Here is a 16,572-nt window from a genome sequence, read left to right on the forward strand (position 1 = left end):
TGTCGCGTCGAACGGGCGCAGATACGCTGCATCCTTTCCTTCCTGCTGGAGACGATCTGTTGAGTTCGCCGAAAATATTGTCGACACCGGCCGGGGCAGCCTATTCCTATCCGTTGTTGCTTCGTCATCTGCTCGCCAATGTTGCGGACCAGAGCACGGCCGAAATCGTCAGCGGCGACCTGCGCCTGAGCTATGCCGGTCTGGTCGATCGCGTGACGCGGCTCGCAACCCTGCTCGCGCAGCGGGGCGTCCGACCGGGCGATACGGTGGCCGTCATGGACTGGGACAGCCATCGCTATTTGGAATGCTATTTCGCCATTCCGATGATGGGCGCGGTGCTCCAGACCGTGAATGTTCGTCTTGCGCCCGCGCAGATCGCCTTCACCCTGCGGCAATCGGGCGCTTCCTTTCTTCTCCACCATGCCGATTTCGCGCCGATATGTACGGAACTGCTTCCCGGCCTGCCGCAGCTTTGCGGTACGATCGTCATGGAGGGTGAAACTGCGCCCGAGAACTATGAGACACTGATTGCCACCACGCAGCCTGATTTCACCTTCGTCGATTTCGACGAGAATGCGATCGCCACCACCTTCCATACCACCGGCACCACCGGCGATCCCAAACAGGTGTTCTTCAGTCACCGGCAGTTGGTCCTGCATACGCTGGCGCTCTCGTCCGCGCTGGCCAACCAGCCGACCGGGGAAGGTTTGCGCCGATCCGACGTCTATATGCCGATGACGCCCATGTTCCATGTCCATGCCTGGGGCATTCCCTATGTGGCCACGATGCTGGGCGTGAAACAGGTCTATCCCGGACGCTATGATCCAGCGACGCTGCTGATGCTGAAGCGACGGGAGGGCGTCACCTTTTCCCATTGCGTACCGACGATCCTTCGCATGTTGCTGGATGCCAATGGCGCGAGCGGGGACAGTTTGAAACCGTGGACGATCGTGATCGGCGGATCGGCGCTTCCGCCTGCGCTTGCGCAGGAGGCACAGCGGGCAGGCATCGCGACGCTTGTCGGTTTCGGCATGTCGGAGACCGGGCCAGTGATTTCGCTCGCCCGCAGCGTGGACGATAATAAGACGGGGCTTTGCCGGGCCGGTTTCCCCATACCGCTCGTTTACACGCGGACCGAGGGGGATGCTGGCGGTGAACTGGTGTTGCGCGCGCCCTGGCTCACGATGGGCCATGCCGACCAGTCCGCATCCGATGATCTGTGGGCAGGCGGATGGCTTCACACCGGCGATGTCGCCGAAATCGATGCCGATGGAGCGCTACGCATCGTCGACCGCCTGAAGGATGTCATCAAGACTGGCGGCGAGTGGGTCTCTTCCATCGAGATCGAGAATATTCTGGTCGAACAACCCACCGTGTCGGAGGCCGCCGTGATCGGCGTGCCAGACCAGAAATGGGGTGAGCGCCCTGTCGCGTTCGTCGTTGCCGCAGCCGGCGCGACACCGCTGGCCACCGAACATCTACGCGATCGTCTGGAGCAATATGTCGCCACCGGGAGACTGAGCCGTTACGCGGTTCCCGAAAAATTCATCCTTGTCGACGGACTACCGCATACCAGCGTGGGCAAGGTCAATAAAAAGGCCCTTCGGACTCTATTGGAAGAGCAGGCATAGCCTTTGGTTTGAACACCATCCTCTCGAAGCCGGATGCACGGAAGCGGCGCAGCTTTTGAAAGCATGAACGGCGCGCGCTATCGACCAGCCGGCTTATCCACGGCGATCAGGCGGACCGGCCCCAGCAATCCCGAAGGCAAGAGCGGGGAGCCCGCGCGATAGGGAGAAGAAGGCGCGAAGGCGATGGGCTTGGCGCCCGGCTGCTTGTCGCCGATCAGACGATTGGGCCAGAGATTGACCGTCGTAATTTCAAGGCGGTTATTGCCAGGTTTCAACGCTTGGCTGACATCCTGCCTATAGGGCCTATGCCAGAGAGGCTGGAAAGCCACTCCATTAAGACGAATGGTGGCCATTTCATGCACGCGGCCGAGATCAAGTTCAATCCGGCGGCCAGGGCGAAACCAGGACGGTTCCACATGGATGTCCTTCACATAACGGGCGCTGCCGGAGAAATATTTGATCCCCGGATCAGCCGATTCCGTCCAGGATTTCAAAAGGTCGAAACTCGCGATGGCCGGAGCACCGCGCCCCTGCTCGAAATATAGTTGCCACATCCCCTTTACATCGGACAAAGGGATTTCAATCGGTTCCGGCGCCAGCCAGGAGGCTGCATTTGTCGATCGACGAAACACCACGAAGCCGGACTCCTGGCCGTTCAGCCTGACATGGGTTTCGATACCCTCTGGCGTCTTTCGAAAACTGAGCGGCTCGGTTGTCCCCGTGTCCGCCTTCCACATTTCCGGCACACGACCTTCTACCCGGAAGCTTATCCAAAGATCCTTCGGCACCTCGTCCTGATTGCTGAGGAAATAGATATCGGTGTCGCCGTCTCTGCGGTGGAGCCATAATAGGTTCTTGTCCGTCTCGAAATCTTTGAACCTGACATCGCGCACGATAGGCCTGGACAGCAGCGCCTCGGCGATGGTCGGGTAAACGCGACCAGAGGCGGTTTCCGCTGATCTCCTCTTGCGTGATCCCCAAAGTCGGTCTGCGATGCGGTCTACTTCACCATCGGGACTGAGTACGCCAAGGCCTCCGATGGGACGGTGCGCCACCACGACGGCGCCTTCCTTCACCAGTTGCTCGATTTTTCGAAGCGTCGGCAGCGTATATCGCTTGATATGTTCGGGCACATATAAGAGGCGATATTCCATGCCGCTCGGCGTCACGATCCGGCCATCGCGCACGGACAGCAGGTTGAGCAGGGCTTCGGGATCGACATAGTCATAATCCAGACCCGCCGGGATATCCGTCTCCAACCGATCCAGATATTGTTCGGAAAGGCTGCGTTCCTCTCCATAAAAATAGGCGATGTCGGCGATCGGGCGCCCTTGCTGAAGCATGTAGGAGGTGCGGCTTAGGTATTTCACCCACGGTCCCGCCTGCTCTGCCCAAGTATCATTGCGGTTGAAATATTGACCAAAAATGAAAAGCGAAAGACCCGGCTTGGCATCGACAAGAGGCTGATGATGCGACTCATGCAGAAGCAGGCGATTTATTCCGCTGGCAAATATCCTGTCCGCGACCGGTCGCAACATGGCGGGAGAGAACGCCCATGGATCATTGATCGCGGCCACGGTAAGCGCCTCTGCCGCCGCCAATTTCTTGCCGTAGACATGAGCCACCGACGCACTTTCCTTGAGGTCCGCGCGGAGCGGCGGCTGGCCGGGCGCAGTCGCAAAGGGACGATACCAATATTCGGCTGTGGGGATATCGGCCTGGGCCTTGAGCGCCATGCCATCCGCAATTGCCCGTGGGAAATCCCCCTGCGCTTCGGAATAATAGACCATGCCTCGCGCCCGCAACATGCGGGCAAGGACCGCATGATGATTGTCGGCGACCATTTCCTTCAAGGTCTTGCGAAAGTCGAAGAGGAAGGCTTCGGAAAGCGCGCCGCTACCGACGACCCTGCCCGTGAGGACTGGCAGGAAAGGCGCGGGATCATAGCCTCTGCGAGTGCGGAATTCGATGAGCATCCTTGGCGTCCAGTTCTGAACCCCAGCCTCCCAACTGTCCGTCAGCATCGACTGGACGCCATTGGCGCCTATCCGGCCGCCGCTCGCACGGTCATATAATTGCAGATAATGATCGAGATAGCGCGCAACCGCATCCGGATCGAGCTTATCCACCTCCAGCCCTGTCGCGCTTGGCTCCGCAGGAGCATTGACCGCGCCGGTCAGCGACCAGCCGATGCGTAATATGGTCCAGCTTCCCGCTGGGGGTGTCCAGTCCAGCGAGCCGTCCGGCCGGAGGCGATCCGTCAGCACCACAATTTTGTCGCGCGAAACAGCATCGCGTAGCGCGACCGCGACGGGAAGTGCGGCGTCGTCGCTGATGGTCGACTGGAAACCGGCCTTTGCTTCAAATCCGTTCACCCTCCCGCCAGATAGCAATGCCAGTCGGGTAATGGTAAAAGCCTCGAAAGTCGGCTTGGGCAAATACTGTCCTAATGCGGATCGCGGCGTTGCCTCCACGGGCGTCAGCCTTAGCCTGAAGTGCTGGGCGACAACCGGTTCGAAGCCCATGGTTCCCTGCGGGGCAGGATGAATGAATCGATCGCCCACGGCATCGATCCTGGCGCTGGCGACCCTGAGCCATTGGCCACGCGATCGTTCAACTTCCAGCACGGCGAGGGCATTCTCACGCATTCCAATGGTAAGCGCGCCCAGCTTGACCGGGCGTGGATAAGAGGCTTCGAGCAGCAGGCCATTTTTTCCTTCAGGTGGCAGCTTGAGGGACGCCGTAGCCGACGATGGTGGAACAACAATGGACCGTTCCCCTGCAGCAACATGATTCCATGTCGCTGCAGGCATGTCCCGCTCCGCCGGAGGGGTGGGAAAGGCAATCACCGCAGCGTCCCCATAACTATGAAGATCGGTGCGCCCTTCCCTCACCTCCTGAAAGGGGCCGGTCACGTTCGGCGGTAGCGCAAGCCTGCCCTTGAAAGGCGCTCCACCTTTGATGATCGTCTCGCTCCAGACATATTTTTTCATGCCGTCGGCCGCTGTCACCCATGGCCCGCCGGTCTCGCTCCAGCCTGGAGAGCCGGCAATGCCGAATTCGAACCCCGCATCATGCGCCTGGGCGACCGAGCGACGAAAGATATCCTGCCACTCCGACGACATGAAGGGATGGAGCGGCTTAACCACGGCGGGGGTGGGCAACTTTCCACCGGAGAATGCGTGAACGCCGCCGATGCCAACCCTCTCCATCCATTCCAGATCAAGCTTCGCACCCTCGGCCGAAATATTGCCGCCCATCCAATGCCACCAAAGCCGGGGTCTCGCCTCGATCGGCGGATGCTCGAAACCCGCAAGCAAGGGATCATCCGACGGAGCCGCCCCGACGATCGGACCGGACAACCCACACAGCGCCAGAGCCAAAACCCCTAAACATGCCACGTAGCAGAATCGGATATTCGACATGCCGACTGATTTCCTCTCCGCAATCTATGCGATTATATATCGCATAGATGGAGATCGCATTGCCGGTCAAGAGGAGGGCTTGTCGTCTATCGCGCGCCTTTTTCATGGTTCGCTTGACAAGCGTGGCGCACCCAACTTATGCGATTACAAGTCGCATAAGTTGGGTGCGGGGTTCTCCCTCTCGGAGTCGACCTATGCGCAAAATCATCTCGAACGGGCAAACATAGCCCGTCACCGGAGGAGGGGAATTCATGAAAGCATTTCATGCCGCGCACCTGGGTGTCAGCCTGACCGCCATGCTGGTCGCAACGCCGCTCTTGGCCCAACCGGCGACACCGGAACCGGAGAGCGCCAGAGCACCAATAATGGCCGACATCATTGTGCAGGCCCGTCGGCGCGAAGAGGATGTTCAGGACGTTCCTGGCGTTATCGATGCCGTGACCGCCGCGCAGATCGACAAGCTCAACCTGCGCAGTTTCAACGACGTTCAGGCCCTGGTGCCGGGCCTGGAACTTTCCTCCAATGCAAACGGCATCGGCGCCAATGCCAAGCTGCGCGGCATCAATTTCGATATCAACGCCAGCGGCAATAATCCAACGGTGGAATTCTACTTTAACGACGCCCCTATTACTGCGGGCGCCATCATTCAGCAAATGTATGATATCGGGCAAATCGAAGTGCAGCGGGGGCCGCAAGGGACATTACGCGGGCGGGCCTCGCCTTCGGGTTCCATCACCGTCAGCGCCAGGAAACCCGATCTTTACGGTTACGGCGCCTATGTCGACCTGACAGCGAACGACATCGGCACGATGAATGCGAAAGGCGCGGTCAACATTCCGATCATCGAAGGCGTCCTGGGGCTTCGCGCAGCCGGTGTATGGGACGAGAATGAAGGCGATCGCGTTCGCGCCGCGCACAATCCGGACCCGCGTTCGACCACGACCAGCGGCCGGATCAGTGCCATCGCCAAACCTATCGACTGGCTCAGCTTCGAGGGCACCTATCAATATCTAAAGCGCAATGCGCAAAGCTATGACCAGGCGATATCCTTTAGCGAAGCCAATCCTGATGCGGTGCCCAGCCCAATACGCATCACTGCGGAAGATCGCCTGTCCCTTCAGGAACGCCCACGCCCTATCCATCAGCGCTTTGATATCTACAATTGGCGCGCGGAAGCCGGTCAGATAGGGCAGCGCCTGATTTATCAGGGACAACATTATACGCAAAAGCTCTATTCGGCGGACAATTTCGATGACGCCATTTTCTTCCCGGGAAGCGTTGTCGATCAGGTGACGCATACTCGCGCCAAGGCCACTTCACACGAAATCCGCCTACAGAACGAGGAGCGTGTTTTCGACTTCCTCGACTATGTCGTCGGTGTCTTCGACTATAAGAACAGATCACAAACCAATCTCACTACGCCCACGGTGGTGCGCCTGCCTGTCATCTTCGGTGGGGGAGTCGCACAGATCGTCAATACTCCAATCTCGCGCCCCACCGATGAGCATGAACGGTCCTTCTTCGGAAACCTCACCGCCCATATCAGCAGGAATACCGAGATTTCAGGCGGGCTTCGCCGGATCGATTATAACTTCACAGGCAATTTCAGTGTTGGCGGCCAGGTCATCGACGCACAGGAGCGCGACGAAGGGAAGTTGATCTACAATGCTTCCGTAAAGCATAATTTCACGCCCGATTTCATGGTTTATGCCAGCACGGGCAGTTCATGGCGGCCCGGCCTCACGGCCATAGGCGACTTCAATCTGGCGCCGTCCGCACTGGAGAAATCCTTCGTCCATGTGCCGCCCGAAAGCTCAAAATCCTACGAAATCGGCTTCAAGAGCACGCTTCTTGGCGGGCGGGCGCAGTTCAATCTAACCGCCTATCACCAGAAGTTCAAAAACTTCCCCTACCGCTCACCGACCGGCGTCTTCTACGTCAACACGGTCGCCGTGACCGATGCGTCAGGAAGCGTGACAGGCGTCAGCCAGCAAGTGGGACAATTCAACTTCGTGGCGCCGGTCCCCGTCGAAGTGAACGGGGTTGAGGCCGACTTCAATGTCGCAATCGGCAGCCGCCTGAACATAGGGGCAAATGCAAGCTATTCGCTCGGCAAGATCAAGGACGGCGTGATAGCCTGCAACGATCTCAACGGAGACGGCATTCCCGATGTAACCACAGGAACGCCCAGCCTCGCCGCGCTTCAGGCCGCCGTGGGAACCGACAATCTTTCAACCTGTCGTACGAACCAGCGTTCCGCCTTTCTGTCGCCAGCCAGCGCGACCCTCCAGACGGAATATCGCATCCCCGTTTCGACAGCGACCGAAAGCTATCTGCGCGGGCTATTCTCCTACAGTGGAAAGTCGCAGGGCGATCCCACAAATCCGTTCGACGATGTCCGCGACTATGGCCTGCTCAATCTCTATGCAGGCTTTCGGGGGAAGGACGGAATGTGGGAGATATCCTTCTTCGCCAAGAATATCTTCAATACGACCAAGGTGTCGGCACGTACCAACCCCTATTTCACCTCTTATCAACAGTTGGGCTTCGCGGGCCAGTTCAATAATGGCGTCCCGGTTTTCACCGGTCCAACTGGCGCTTCGGCCACGAGCACCTACACCGGCGGCACGTTGACGCCACCGCGGGAATTTGGGGTCAACTTACGCTTCGCCTTTGGAACCCGATAACCCATCACGAGACTGGATCAGATCCTATGCATCGCATTTTCATCACCGCCGGTCTGCTGCTGGCCACTTCGCTGCCGACCGCAACGGTCCATGCCCAAACATCGGAGACCGCGCCGGCTTACAACGTCGAAACAACCGATATTGGCACCTTGCTGGATGATCCGGCGGCCAGGACGATCCTAGACAAGCATCTTCCCGGTTTCTCGGCAAATGAACAAATCGGGATGGCGCGAGGCATGACGCTCAAGGCGGTCCAGCAATATGCGTCCGACATGGTGACGGATAAGGCTCTCGCCGCCATCCAGAACGACCTGAGCAAACTGCCTGCGTTGAAGTGACCGATCGGATTGGGCGGGAGGACCAGCGATGCATCGCTGGTCCTCCCGCCCAATCCGTCTGCACTGAACGGCGCAACGCCCTCTCGTCCATCAGTCCTCGGGAGCGATCGTCACGCGCAATCCGGACAGGGAGTCGGTCAGCTGTACCTGGCATGCAAGGCGTGACCGCTCATTACGATGTGGCGAGGTATCGAGAAGATCATTTTCGTCCTCGCTGATGGGGGCAAGCAGATCGATAAATTCCGGATCGACATAGACATGGCATGTCGCGCAGGAGCAGCACCCGCCGCATAAGGCGACCATATCGTCGAATCCGGCATCCCTGATTGTTTCCATCACCGTTCGGTCGGAGGTTGCGGCTATGGTCGCCTGCTTTCCCGCGCGATCGGTCACAATGATTTCCGGCATTTCCTACTCCTAAATGCTTGAGTATATTTGAGCTTTCCCGCCCATTTTTCTTATCCAGATGATCCATCCTCATCGAAAAGGATGACGGCACCCCGTCCAATCCCAACACCGAGCGCTTGTTCGTCAGTCCTCCTGTTTTGAGGTTTCGAACGCTGCATTCGCGGAGCCGGACTCGTTTTTTTATTGACGAATGGCGAAAGCTGCTCCTTCAAAACCGTAGGGCGCAGGAGAGATTTTCGTGAAAGCCAAGAAGACCATCCAGAAGGCACCTGCGAAGCGCGACTCGCAGTCGCACAATATAAGCGACACGGAGTCGCATAGATTTCCCGCAGTCCTTTCGTCAAGAGGCCTCGACCCTCGACAGGTTCGTAGCGCTGAGGCGCTGCGCCGGGCGTTGCTCGATCTGCTGGCGATGAAACCCTTCGACCAGATCACGATACGCGAAATCTGCGCCAGGGCTGGCGTCCATAATGCCACTTTCTTCCGGCATCACACCGACAAAGAAGCGCTGCTCAACCATATCGCCCAGGAAGAGATCGGCCATCTGGTCGCCTTTTCCCTTCCTGAAGGGCATCGGCTGGATGGCTATCGCGCCCTTTGCGAATATGTCGAAGCGCATCGATCGCTATGGCGCTCATTGCTGACCGGAGGGGCGGGCGGCGCGATGCGGGAGGAGTTGATGCGCGTCTCAAAGGCCCTGACTACCGACTTCCAGGCCTATCGAAGCTGGCTGCCACAAGAGCTTTCGATCATCTGCAGCACCACCCTTATCGTCGAAACCATTTCCTGGTGGCTCACACAAGATGAAAGCCGCTATTCTGTAGAACAAATTGCCGAAATTCTGGATGAGTTGGTCCAATCCGCAATCATGGCGCCACGAAGTTCCGGCTCAGATGTATAAAAAAACGGCGCACCGTAGATTAGTGATAATCAACGGTGCGCCGCAGTGATGCGCGCACTCTTGGGGAGGTTACGCGCAAATCGAATTTCACATCCTTCGGCGTCGAAACACATTCCCCGGCTGTCGCGTCCTTCACGAAAGTAGCACGCATTGCGATCTATGCGATATATAGTCGCATAGATCGCAATGCGTGCTCGCGTCAAGACGCATGGCAGTCCGTCCGCCAAAGACTATTTCTCCTGTCCCCACCCCAAGCCGCGCCGGCCAAAGGCGCCTTGACGGATGCGCCGCGCAGGGATTATGCGACTATATATCGCATAGATTCGCCGCTGGATCGGACGGCATGGGGAGTAGGAACATGAAAGCACTGGAAGAGCGCGACTATTTTACCGATTATGAGATATTGAAGGACCCTTATTCCTTTTTTGAAGCCGTCCGCGCTCACGGCCCGATCTATCAACCACCCGGCAAGGATTATCTGATCGTCACCGGCTTTGACGAGACGCTCGAGGTGCTGAAGAACACGACCGATTTCTCGGCGATCATCGGCTTGCAAGGCGCAGCAGCCCCCTTGCCCTTCGAGCCGGCGGGACCCGATATTGCCGCCCAGGTTGAAGCCCATCGCGACCGGTTCCTCGGCGGTGATCTCCTTGTCAATTATGATGACGAGATCCACACGAAGATGCGCTCGCTCCTCAATCGCTTGTTCACGCCATCGCGGCTGAAGGCCAATGAACAATTCATCCAGGCCTATTCCGACGAAATCGCACGGACGATCACTGCCAAGGGCGGATGCGAACTCATCAAAGAAGTCGCCACGCCGTTCGTCACGCTCGTCGTTGCAGATCTGCTGGGTGTTCCGGCTGCCGATCGCCAGATGTTCATGGATGTCATCGAAGCCGCGCCGCCGCCAGGAAGCCTTGAGGCGGGAGAAAATGATTTCAGTTCGCCCAACCATCCCTTGGTCGTGATGGGGAGCTATTTTGCCAATTATATCCAGGACCGCCGACAAAATCCGCAGCAGGATATCCTGACAGAATTCGCCCATTCGACGTTCCCGGACGGTAGCGAGCCGGACATGCTGGAACTGGTCAAGATGGCGACTTTCCTCTTCGGCGCGGGGCAGGACACCAGCGCCAAGCTTCTCGGCAACTCCATTCGCTTTATCACGGACCAGCCTGGCCTGCAGGATCGGCTCCGCGCCGATCCTTCCCTCATTCCCCAACTGCTCGAAGAAGTATTGCGTCTCGAAGGATCGACGAAACAGACCGCACGCCTGGCGCGCCGCGACACGCGCATCGGGGACAGGGTCGTTCCGGCCGGCACGAAGATCCTGGTGGCGCTGGCGGCAGCGAACAGAGATCCTCGCCGCTGGACCAATCCCAGCCAGTTCGAACTGGATCGCCCCAAGATCAAGGAACATGTCGCCTTCGGCCGTGGCAAGCATGTCTGTGCCGGCGCGCCATTGGCCCGCGTTGAAGTGCGGGTGATCCTGGAGAAGATCCTCGCCTATACCGCCAATATCGACCTTGACGAGGAGAAGCATGGGCCACGCGGTCAGCGCAACCTCGACTTCGAACCGAGCTTCATCATCCGGGGCCTGTCCGAGTTGCATGTCAAGCTCACCCCCGCTCCAGGGATAAATCTGGCGATCGACCATTCGAGCGCAATCATGGCTCCGCAATCAGCGCCGACTGCGACGCAGCCGACCGGAGCAGCCGCTTTCTCCACCGCCAAGACGAAGATTGGCGACCTGCTCACCAATCCATCGACATTGGCCGTCCTGGATCGCCATTTCCCGGGCATGAGCCAAGACAAGCGCATCGCCATGGCGAAAGGTATGACGCTTCGTTCCGTGCAGAAATTTGCCCCCGGCCAGTTCAGCGATGCGGCGCTGGACGCCGTCGATGCGGACCTTGCGGCCATCTAACGCCCGCATCCTCGAATACAGATCAGAAGATAATATGGCGGAGAGGGAAATGACCAAGGATAGAGTAGTCGTTGTGACCGGCGGAGCGTCCGGCATCGGGCTGGGGGTTTGCCGATTGTTCGCCCGAAAAGGGCATCCGGTTGCCATGCTCGATATACAGGAAGCGGCACTGGAAACGGAATCCGCGATCCTGCGCGCCGAGGGCGCGAAGATACTCACACGCAAGGTGGACGTCTCCGATCGCGAGAGTGTCGAAGAGGCCTATGCCGCGATCCGGCAGGAGTTGGGACCGATTGCGATCGTGATCGCCAATGCGGGCATATCGGAAGGCATTCCCTTTGACGATATATCGGTCGCAACCTGGCAGCGTATGATCGATATCAATCTGACCGGCGTGTTTCACACGGTACAGGCGGCCCTTCCCGACATGCGTGAGGCCAGATGGGGACGCATCATCACCATCTCTTCGCAGGCAGCCCAGTCGGGCGCCATGGATCGCGCGCATTATGCGGCGGCCAAGAGCGGCGTCATCGGCCTCACCCGATCGCTGGCACGCGAACTGGCGGCGCATGGCATCACGGTCAACACCATTCCCCCTTCCGTTGTCGCTACGCCGATGGCCGAACAGGGTATCGCTGCCGGAACCTTTCCGCCCCTGGACGTAATTTCCCAGCACATCCCCATTCCGCGTCCCGGTACGCCCGAGGATATCGCGGCTGCATGCAACTATCTGGCTTCGGACGGCGCAAGCTATGTGACGGGCCAGGTGCTGGCGGTGAATGGCGGCATGTTCATCGGCTGATACCGATTGCGACCGCCGCGCGGACGCAAGGCAAATCCGAAGCTGGCGACATTTCAGTCGCAAGCCTGCGCGATGCAATGGCGACGAGAATGGGGCAGAGATTCATGACAGCGATCAGGACACAAGCGCATATGGGAAGCAGGCCGATCCGGGTTGTCCAATGGGCGACAGGAACGGTAGGCAAGGCCGCAATGCGTGCCGTCATCACGCACCCGAAACTCGAACTGGTGGGCGTGAAGGTATATGCCTCCGCCAAGGAGGGCAAGGACGCCGGCGAATTATGCAACATGCCTGCCACGGGCGTTCTGGCGGTCAGCAAACTTGCTGATATCCTGGCCTTGAAACCCGATTGCCTCCTCTACATGCCTGAGAGCACCGATCTGGACGATGTCTGCGCGCTTCTGGAAGGCGGCATCAATATCTCTTCGACCCGAGCGGAGTTCTTCAATCCCGCAGCAATGGCGCCTGAAATGCGTGAACGCATCGAACGGGCCTGCCGGATCGGCCAAAGCTCCATTCATAGCAGTGGGAGCAGTCCGGGTTTCATCACGGAGGCGTTGCCTCTCACCCTTCTGTCCCTTTCTCGTCGCCTCGACCTTCTCACCATTGAAGAATTCGCCAACTGCATCGATGGCTGCTCCGAAGAAATGCTGATGCAGATCATGGGTTTTGGTGAGACGCCCGAGAATTTCAGGGCAAGGATATTTTCGGAGCGCGATCAGGTCTTCAATCATTCGCTGTCGGCGCTGGCCAAGGCCATCGGTATTGAGATCGATCGGTTTGAAGTGCGTTCGGAAATTGCGCTGGCCAGGGAGCCTACCAAACTGCACCAGTCAACAATCGCTGCGGGATCGGTCGGCGGGCAACGGATGATAACGACCGGCTATCGCAAAGATCGGCCCATCATGCGTTTCCAGTGCACCTGGTTCGTTACGCCGGACCTCCAACCCTCCTGGCCATTGCAGGCGGATGGCTGGCGCATAAATATCGAAGGAGATACGCCGCTCGATATCAGCATAGGCTTCCCGATCGCACCGGACCAGCGCGCGCAGATATTGCCCAACCTCACCGCCCATCGCCCCGTCAACGCGGTGGAGGCGATATGCGCCGCGCAGGCGGGCATTCTGACGACTGCGGAACTTCCTCAAATTCTCGCATATGTTGCATGAGACTCGTTCCCTCGACGGGCGGCTCGCGCTACCCGTCGACCACTTCGCTATGCCGCTATGCCCCCATCCAGCAGCAAAGTGCTGCCGGTCATGAAGAGCGACATGTCCGATGCGCAAAAAAGGACGGCGCGCGCAATATCATCGGACACGCCAACCCTCCCCAACCGGCTGCCGCCGATACCGGGGATGGGGATTAGACTCAGTGCCTCGTCATCCAGTTCGGTGAGAAACATCGTCTTTTCGGTTACAGAAAAACCAGGCGCCACCCCGAGCACCCGGATTCCATGGGGCGCCAGCTCAATCGACATCTGACGGGTCAGGCCCACAACCCCATGTTTCGAACCGCAATAGGCGGCCTGCCCAGGAGAAATCCCCATAACGCCAGCCAGGGACGCAATGTTGACGATCACGCCTGCCCGGCCGGCCTCGATCATGCAGCGAGCCGCCTCGCGAGCGCCGACGAACGTGCCCCTCAGGTTGATCGCCAGGACTCGATCAAATTCGGAATCTTCAAGGTCGAGCAGCGGCGTGAAGGAAGGGATGCCTGCGTTATTCACCCAGATGTCGATCTTGCCAAATTCCCTGACGGCCGTTTCCACCGCACTCCTGATAGCATCGGGATCCCCCGCATCCATTTGCACGGCCTTTACGCGGGTATCAAATTGCTCGCTCAATTCTTTGGCGGTGGCGGTAGCCGCCTCCCCGTCAATATCCGCAATGAGGACAGATGCGCCCGCTTCCGCGAGACGGCGCGCCGTCGCTTTGCCCAGTCCCCAAGCGGCCCCGGTCACGACTGCGGCGCGGTCAGTCAGAGAATATAGCGCCGGGAGAGAGTGCGCAGAGACGTCGGGAATTGCCATTTCATCATCCTCTTGAGGCCATGCGCGAAACTACGCCTGGGACCGGGCCGTCGACCTGCTCGGTCATCAATTCAGCCACTTACACAGGCACAATGCCATCTAAGCGATTAACTGTCGCATAATTGAGAAAGCGCGCTCCGGTCAAGGGCCGCAGTGGGTAGAAGCCGGATCGGCATACGCATGTCATTCGCTTTCGCCCCGGCGATGCGCGGCTGAGCGAAAGCGGCTTATATTCTATTGATAATCAATATTAATATTGTAGAGGGTGGCCAAACTCTGCTTCATTGGGAGAATCCTTGGTGCCTGCCCGTTACGTTACGCCGTTCCAGAGGAAGGGACGGCAGAAGCTTTCCCACGTCATCGCGACCGTCTTCGGCCTCGCCACAGCGCAGGCTCATGCCCAGGACCAGGCTCCGAACGCCATGCCGCAACGGGAAGACGCCAATATCGTGGTAACGGCGGACCGCACCGGCAGTTTCGGCGCCGATTATGTGCAGGCAGGCACGTTCCGCGATGCGCGGCTTTTAGACACGCCTTTGACCGTGGCGATCATGACCAAGGAGCTACTCGAAGCGCAGCAGGCCCAATCGATCCTGGACGCCGTCCGCAACACGCCCGGTGTCACGCAGGCGCAGATCAATTCCAGCATTTATTCCAATCTGGCGATCCGCGGCATTACGCTCAGCAATTTCACCAATGTCCGCTGGAATGGCATCCTGCCCGTAGTCAATCTGGTAGAGCAGCCCATTGAGAGCAAGGACCGGATCGAGGTTCTGAAGGGCGCTGCGGGGCTATATTACGGCTTTGCCACGCCTTCCGGCATCGTCAATCTCGTGACCGAACGGCCTGCCTCTGCCTCTATCACCCGCGTCGATATCCAGGGCGACAGCAATGGTTCGATCGGGGCTGGATTCGACATCAGCCGCCGCCTGGGGACGATAGGGCTGCGCATCAATGCAGGATCGTCACTGATCGAAACCGGCGTTCGCCGGACCAGTGGCGAGCGTAATTTCGTAACCGGCGCGTTCGACTGGAAACCCGTCGACAGTTTCGAAATCCTGCTGGACGCGGAATATATCTACAAGTCGATAACCGAACCAACCGAGTTCAGCCTGCCGGCCGCAGTCAACGGCGTAATCGCCATTCCACCATTACAATCTTCGTCCAAGAATCTGGGCGGTGAATGGATGCAGGGCAAGGGATGGGAAACCAACCTGCTGGCCCGCGCCAATTACGACTTCGCGCCCGGATGGCGCTTGTCCGCAGCGATCGGGCAATCCTATCTGACCCGCGATCGCAGCTATTCCTCCTTCGGCGGCTATGATCTGGCGACGGGCAACGGCACGGTTACAGTGGCGATGACCCACGGCAATGACTATAGGAATGTCATCTACCGGGGAGACATATCCGGTACATTCCGGACGGGGCCGATCGAGCATAATCTTCTGGTCGGCGTCTCCTACATTACGCGCGACAGCAATGTACCGACGGCCGTGCGGTACAGCTTCGCCCAGAACCTCTTCAATCCGGGCATCATTCCGCAGCGGCCCACCCCGCCGCGCATTATCGCCAATCCGTCGCGGGTCGAGGATCTGGGCATATATGTCTTTGATCGCGCGTCGCTCGGCGAATGGTTGCAGGCGACGATCGGCTACCGGAAGACGGATTATCGCGACGTAAGCCGCACCACCTCCTACCAGATCAAGCCCGGCACCTGGTCCTACGGACTGATGCTCAAACCCACCGCCTGGGCAAGCCTCTATGCCAATCATATCGAAGGCCTTGAGCCGGGGCCGATTGCCCAGCAGATCGCAAACAATGCGGGCGATATCCTGCCCGCCGCCATCAGCAAGCAGCAGGAAGCGGGCGTCAAGATTGAGGCAATGGACGGCCTGCTGCTAACGGGAGCATGGTTCCATATCAAACGCCCTTCCGCCTATCTCAACAGCGCCAATTTTTTCGTTCAGGACGCCGAAGCCGTTTATGAAGGCGCGGAGTTCAGCGCTGTGGGGGAGTTGACCCGGAACCTCTCCGTCACCGCCAGCGCCGTTGCGCTCAACGCCGAGCAGAAATCAGGCAATGCCGCGGTCATCGGCAAGAAGATCGAGAATGTCGCTAAATTCTCCGGTTCGCTTTTCTTCGAATATCGGGTGCCGATGGTCGAGGGGCTGCGCGTTTCGGGCGGGGTGTTCCATGTTGGCCGGCGGGCTGCGAATGCCCTCAACCAGGCCTTTGTACCCGGCTACAACATATTCGATCTGGGCGCGAGCTACAGCTTCGACCTGCTGGGCAGCCAGACGACGCTTCGGATCTATGGCACCAATATCACCGGCAAGCGCTATTGGGCATCGACCGGGTCGAGCTTGCTGGCGCAGGGGCTGCCTGCCTCGATCAAGATTATGCTATCGACCCGATTGTGAG

At 58.8% G+C, this 16,572-nt stretch carries 11 protein-coding genes; 8 read left to right on the forward strand and 3 right to left on the reverse strand.

The window, feature by feature from the left end; genetic code table 11:
• Positions 1-59: 59 nt before the first annotated feature.
• Entirely contained in the window at positions 60-1,631 is a 1,572-nt protein-coding gene (locus MOK15_RS18390) for a long-chain-fatty-acid--CoA ligase (RefSeq protein WP_242933171.1), read from the forward strand.
• Between the two features lie 77 nt (positions 1,632-1,708).
• Here MOK15_RS18390 and MOK15_RS18395 read toward each other — a convergent pair whose 3' ends face one another.
• Complete coding sequence (locus MOK15_RS18395) at positions 1,709-5,056, reverse strand: glycosyl hydrolase (RefSeq protein WP_278254321.1); 3,348 nt, start codon at positions 5,054-5,056, stop codon at positions 1,709-1,711.
• Positions 5,057-5,307: 251 nt separating this feature from the next.
• On the opposite strand from MOK15_RS18395, the gene MOK15_RS18400 reads away from it, so the two are divergent.
• The gene (locus MOK15_RS18400; RefSeq protein ID WP_242933173.1) at positions 5,308-7,743 is read left to right on the forward strand and encodes a TonB-dependent receptor; all 2,436 of its coding nucleotides are present in this window, start codon (positions 5,308-5,310) and stop codon (positions 7,741-7,743) included.
• Positions 7,744-7,769: 26 nt separating this feature from the next.
• On the forward strand, positions 7,770-8,081 hold the full coding sequence (locus tag MOK15_RS18405) for a hypothetical protein (RefSeq protein ID WP_242933174.1): 312 nt from the start codon (positions 7,770-7,772) through the stop codon (positions 8,079-8,081).
• A 90-nt stretch (positions 8,082-8,171) separates the two neighbouring features.
• On the opposite strand, the gene MOK15_RS18410 is transcribed toward MOK15_RS18405, so the two are convergent.
• Positions 8,172-8,489 (reverse strand): 2Fe-2S iron-sulfur cluster-binding protein, encoded by a 318-nt coding sequence (locus MOK15_RS18410; RefSeq protein ID WP_242933175.1) that lies wholly within the window; start codon positions 8,487-8,489, stop codon positions 8,172-8,174.
• A gap of 238 nt (positions 8,490-8,727) precedes the next feature.
• On the opposite strand from MOK15_RS18410, the gene MOK15_RS18415 reads away from it, so the two are divergent.
• The 4 genes from MOK15_RS18415 to MOK15_RS18430 all read left to right on the forward strand — a co-directional run bounded on the left by MOK15_RS18415 (position 8,728) and on the right by MOK15_RS18430 (position 13,291).
• Positions 8,728-9,390 carry a TetR/AcrR family transcriptional regulator gene (locus MOK15_RS18415; RefSeq protein WP_242933176.1) on the forward strand — a complete coding sequence of 221 codons (663 nt, stop codon included), beginning with the start codon at positions 8,728-8,730 and terminating at the stop codon, positions 9,388-9,390.
• 358 nt (positions 9,391-9,748) lie between these two features.
• Positions 9,749-11,320 carry a cytochrome P450 gene (locus tag MOK15_RS18420; RefSeq protein ID WP_242933177.1) on the forward strand — a complete coding sequence of 524 codons (1,572 nt, stop codon included), beginning with the start codon at positions 9,749-9,751 and terminating at the stop codon, positions 11,318-11,320.
• A gap of 49 nt (positions 11,321-11,369) precedes the next feature.
• Complete coding sequence (locus MOK15_RS18425) at positions 11,370-12,122, forward strand: SDR family NAD(P)-dependent oxidoreductase (RefSeq protein WP_242933178.1); 753 nt, start codon at positions 11,370-11,372, stop codon at positions 12,120-12,122.
• On the forward strand, positions 12,041-13,291 hold the full coding sequence (locus MOK15_RS18430) for a dihydrodipicolinate reductase (RefSeq protein WP_242933179.1): 1,251 nt from the start codon (positions 12,041-12,043) through the stop codon (positions 13,289-13,291). The genes MOK15_RS18425 and MOK15_RS18430 overlap by 82 nt, the downstream gene beginning before the upstream one ends.
• A 47-nt stretch (positions 13,292-13,338) precedes the next feature.
• Here MOK15_RS18430 and MOK15_RS18435 read toward each other — a convergent pair whose 3' ends face one another.
• Positions 13,339-14,151 (reverse strand): SDR family oxidoreductase, encoded by an 813-nt coding sequence (locus MOK15_RS18435; protein WP_242933180.1) that lies wholly within the window; start codon positions 14,149-14,151, stop codon positions 13,339-13,341.
• A gap of 299 nt (positions 14,152-14,450) precedes the next feature.
• Between MOK15_RS18435 and MOK15_RS18440 the strand changes: the two genes are divergently transcribed.
• Entirely contained in the window at positions 14,451-16,571 is a 2,121-nt protein-coding gene (locus tag MOK15_RS18440; RefSeq protein ID WP_242933181.1) for a TonB-dependent receptor, read from the forward strand.
• The last annotated feature ends 1 nt before the right edge of the window (position 16,572 follow it).

Source organism: Sphingobium sp. BYY-5, from assembly GCF_022758885.1.
Classification (GTDB): Bacteria; Pseudomonadota; Alphaproteobacteria; order Sphingomonadales; family Sphingomonadaceae; genus Sphingobium.

Coding starts and splice junctions, on each gene's coding strand:
- MOK15_RS18395 (WP_278254321.1), bottom strand. CDS start 5,056: ATGTCGAATATCCGATTCTGCTACGTGGCATGTTTAGGGGTTTTGGCT.
- MOK15_RS18400 (WP_242933173.1), top strand. CDS start 5,308: ATGAAAGCATTTCATGCCGCGCACCTGGGTGTCAGCCTGACCGCCATG.
- MOK15_RS18405 (WP_242933174.1), top strand. CDS start 7,770: ATGCATCGCATTTTCATCACCGCCGGTCTGCTGCTGGCCACTTCGCTG.
- MOK15_RS18410 (WP_242933175.1), bottom strand. CDS start 8,489: ATGCCGGAAATCATTGTGACCGATCGCGCGGGAAAGCAGGCGACCATA.
- MOK15_RS18420 (WP_242933177.1), top strand. CDS start 9,749: ATGAAAGCACTGGAAGAGCGCGACTATTTTACCGATTATGAGATATTG.
- MOK15_RS18425 (WP_242933178.1), top strand. CDS start 11,370: ATGACCAAGGATAGAGTAGTCGTTGTGACCGGCGGAGCGTCCGGCATC.
- MOK15_RS18430 (WP_242933179.1), top strand. CDS start 12,041: ATGCAACTATCTGGCTTCGGACGGCGCAAGCTATGTGACGGGCCAGGT.
- MOK15_RS18435 (WP_242933180.1), bottom strand. CDS start 14,151: ATGGCAATTCCCGACGTCTCTGCGCACTCTCTCCCGGCGCTATATTCT.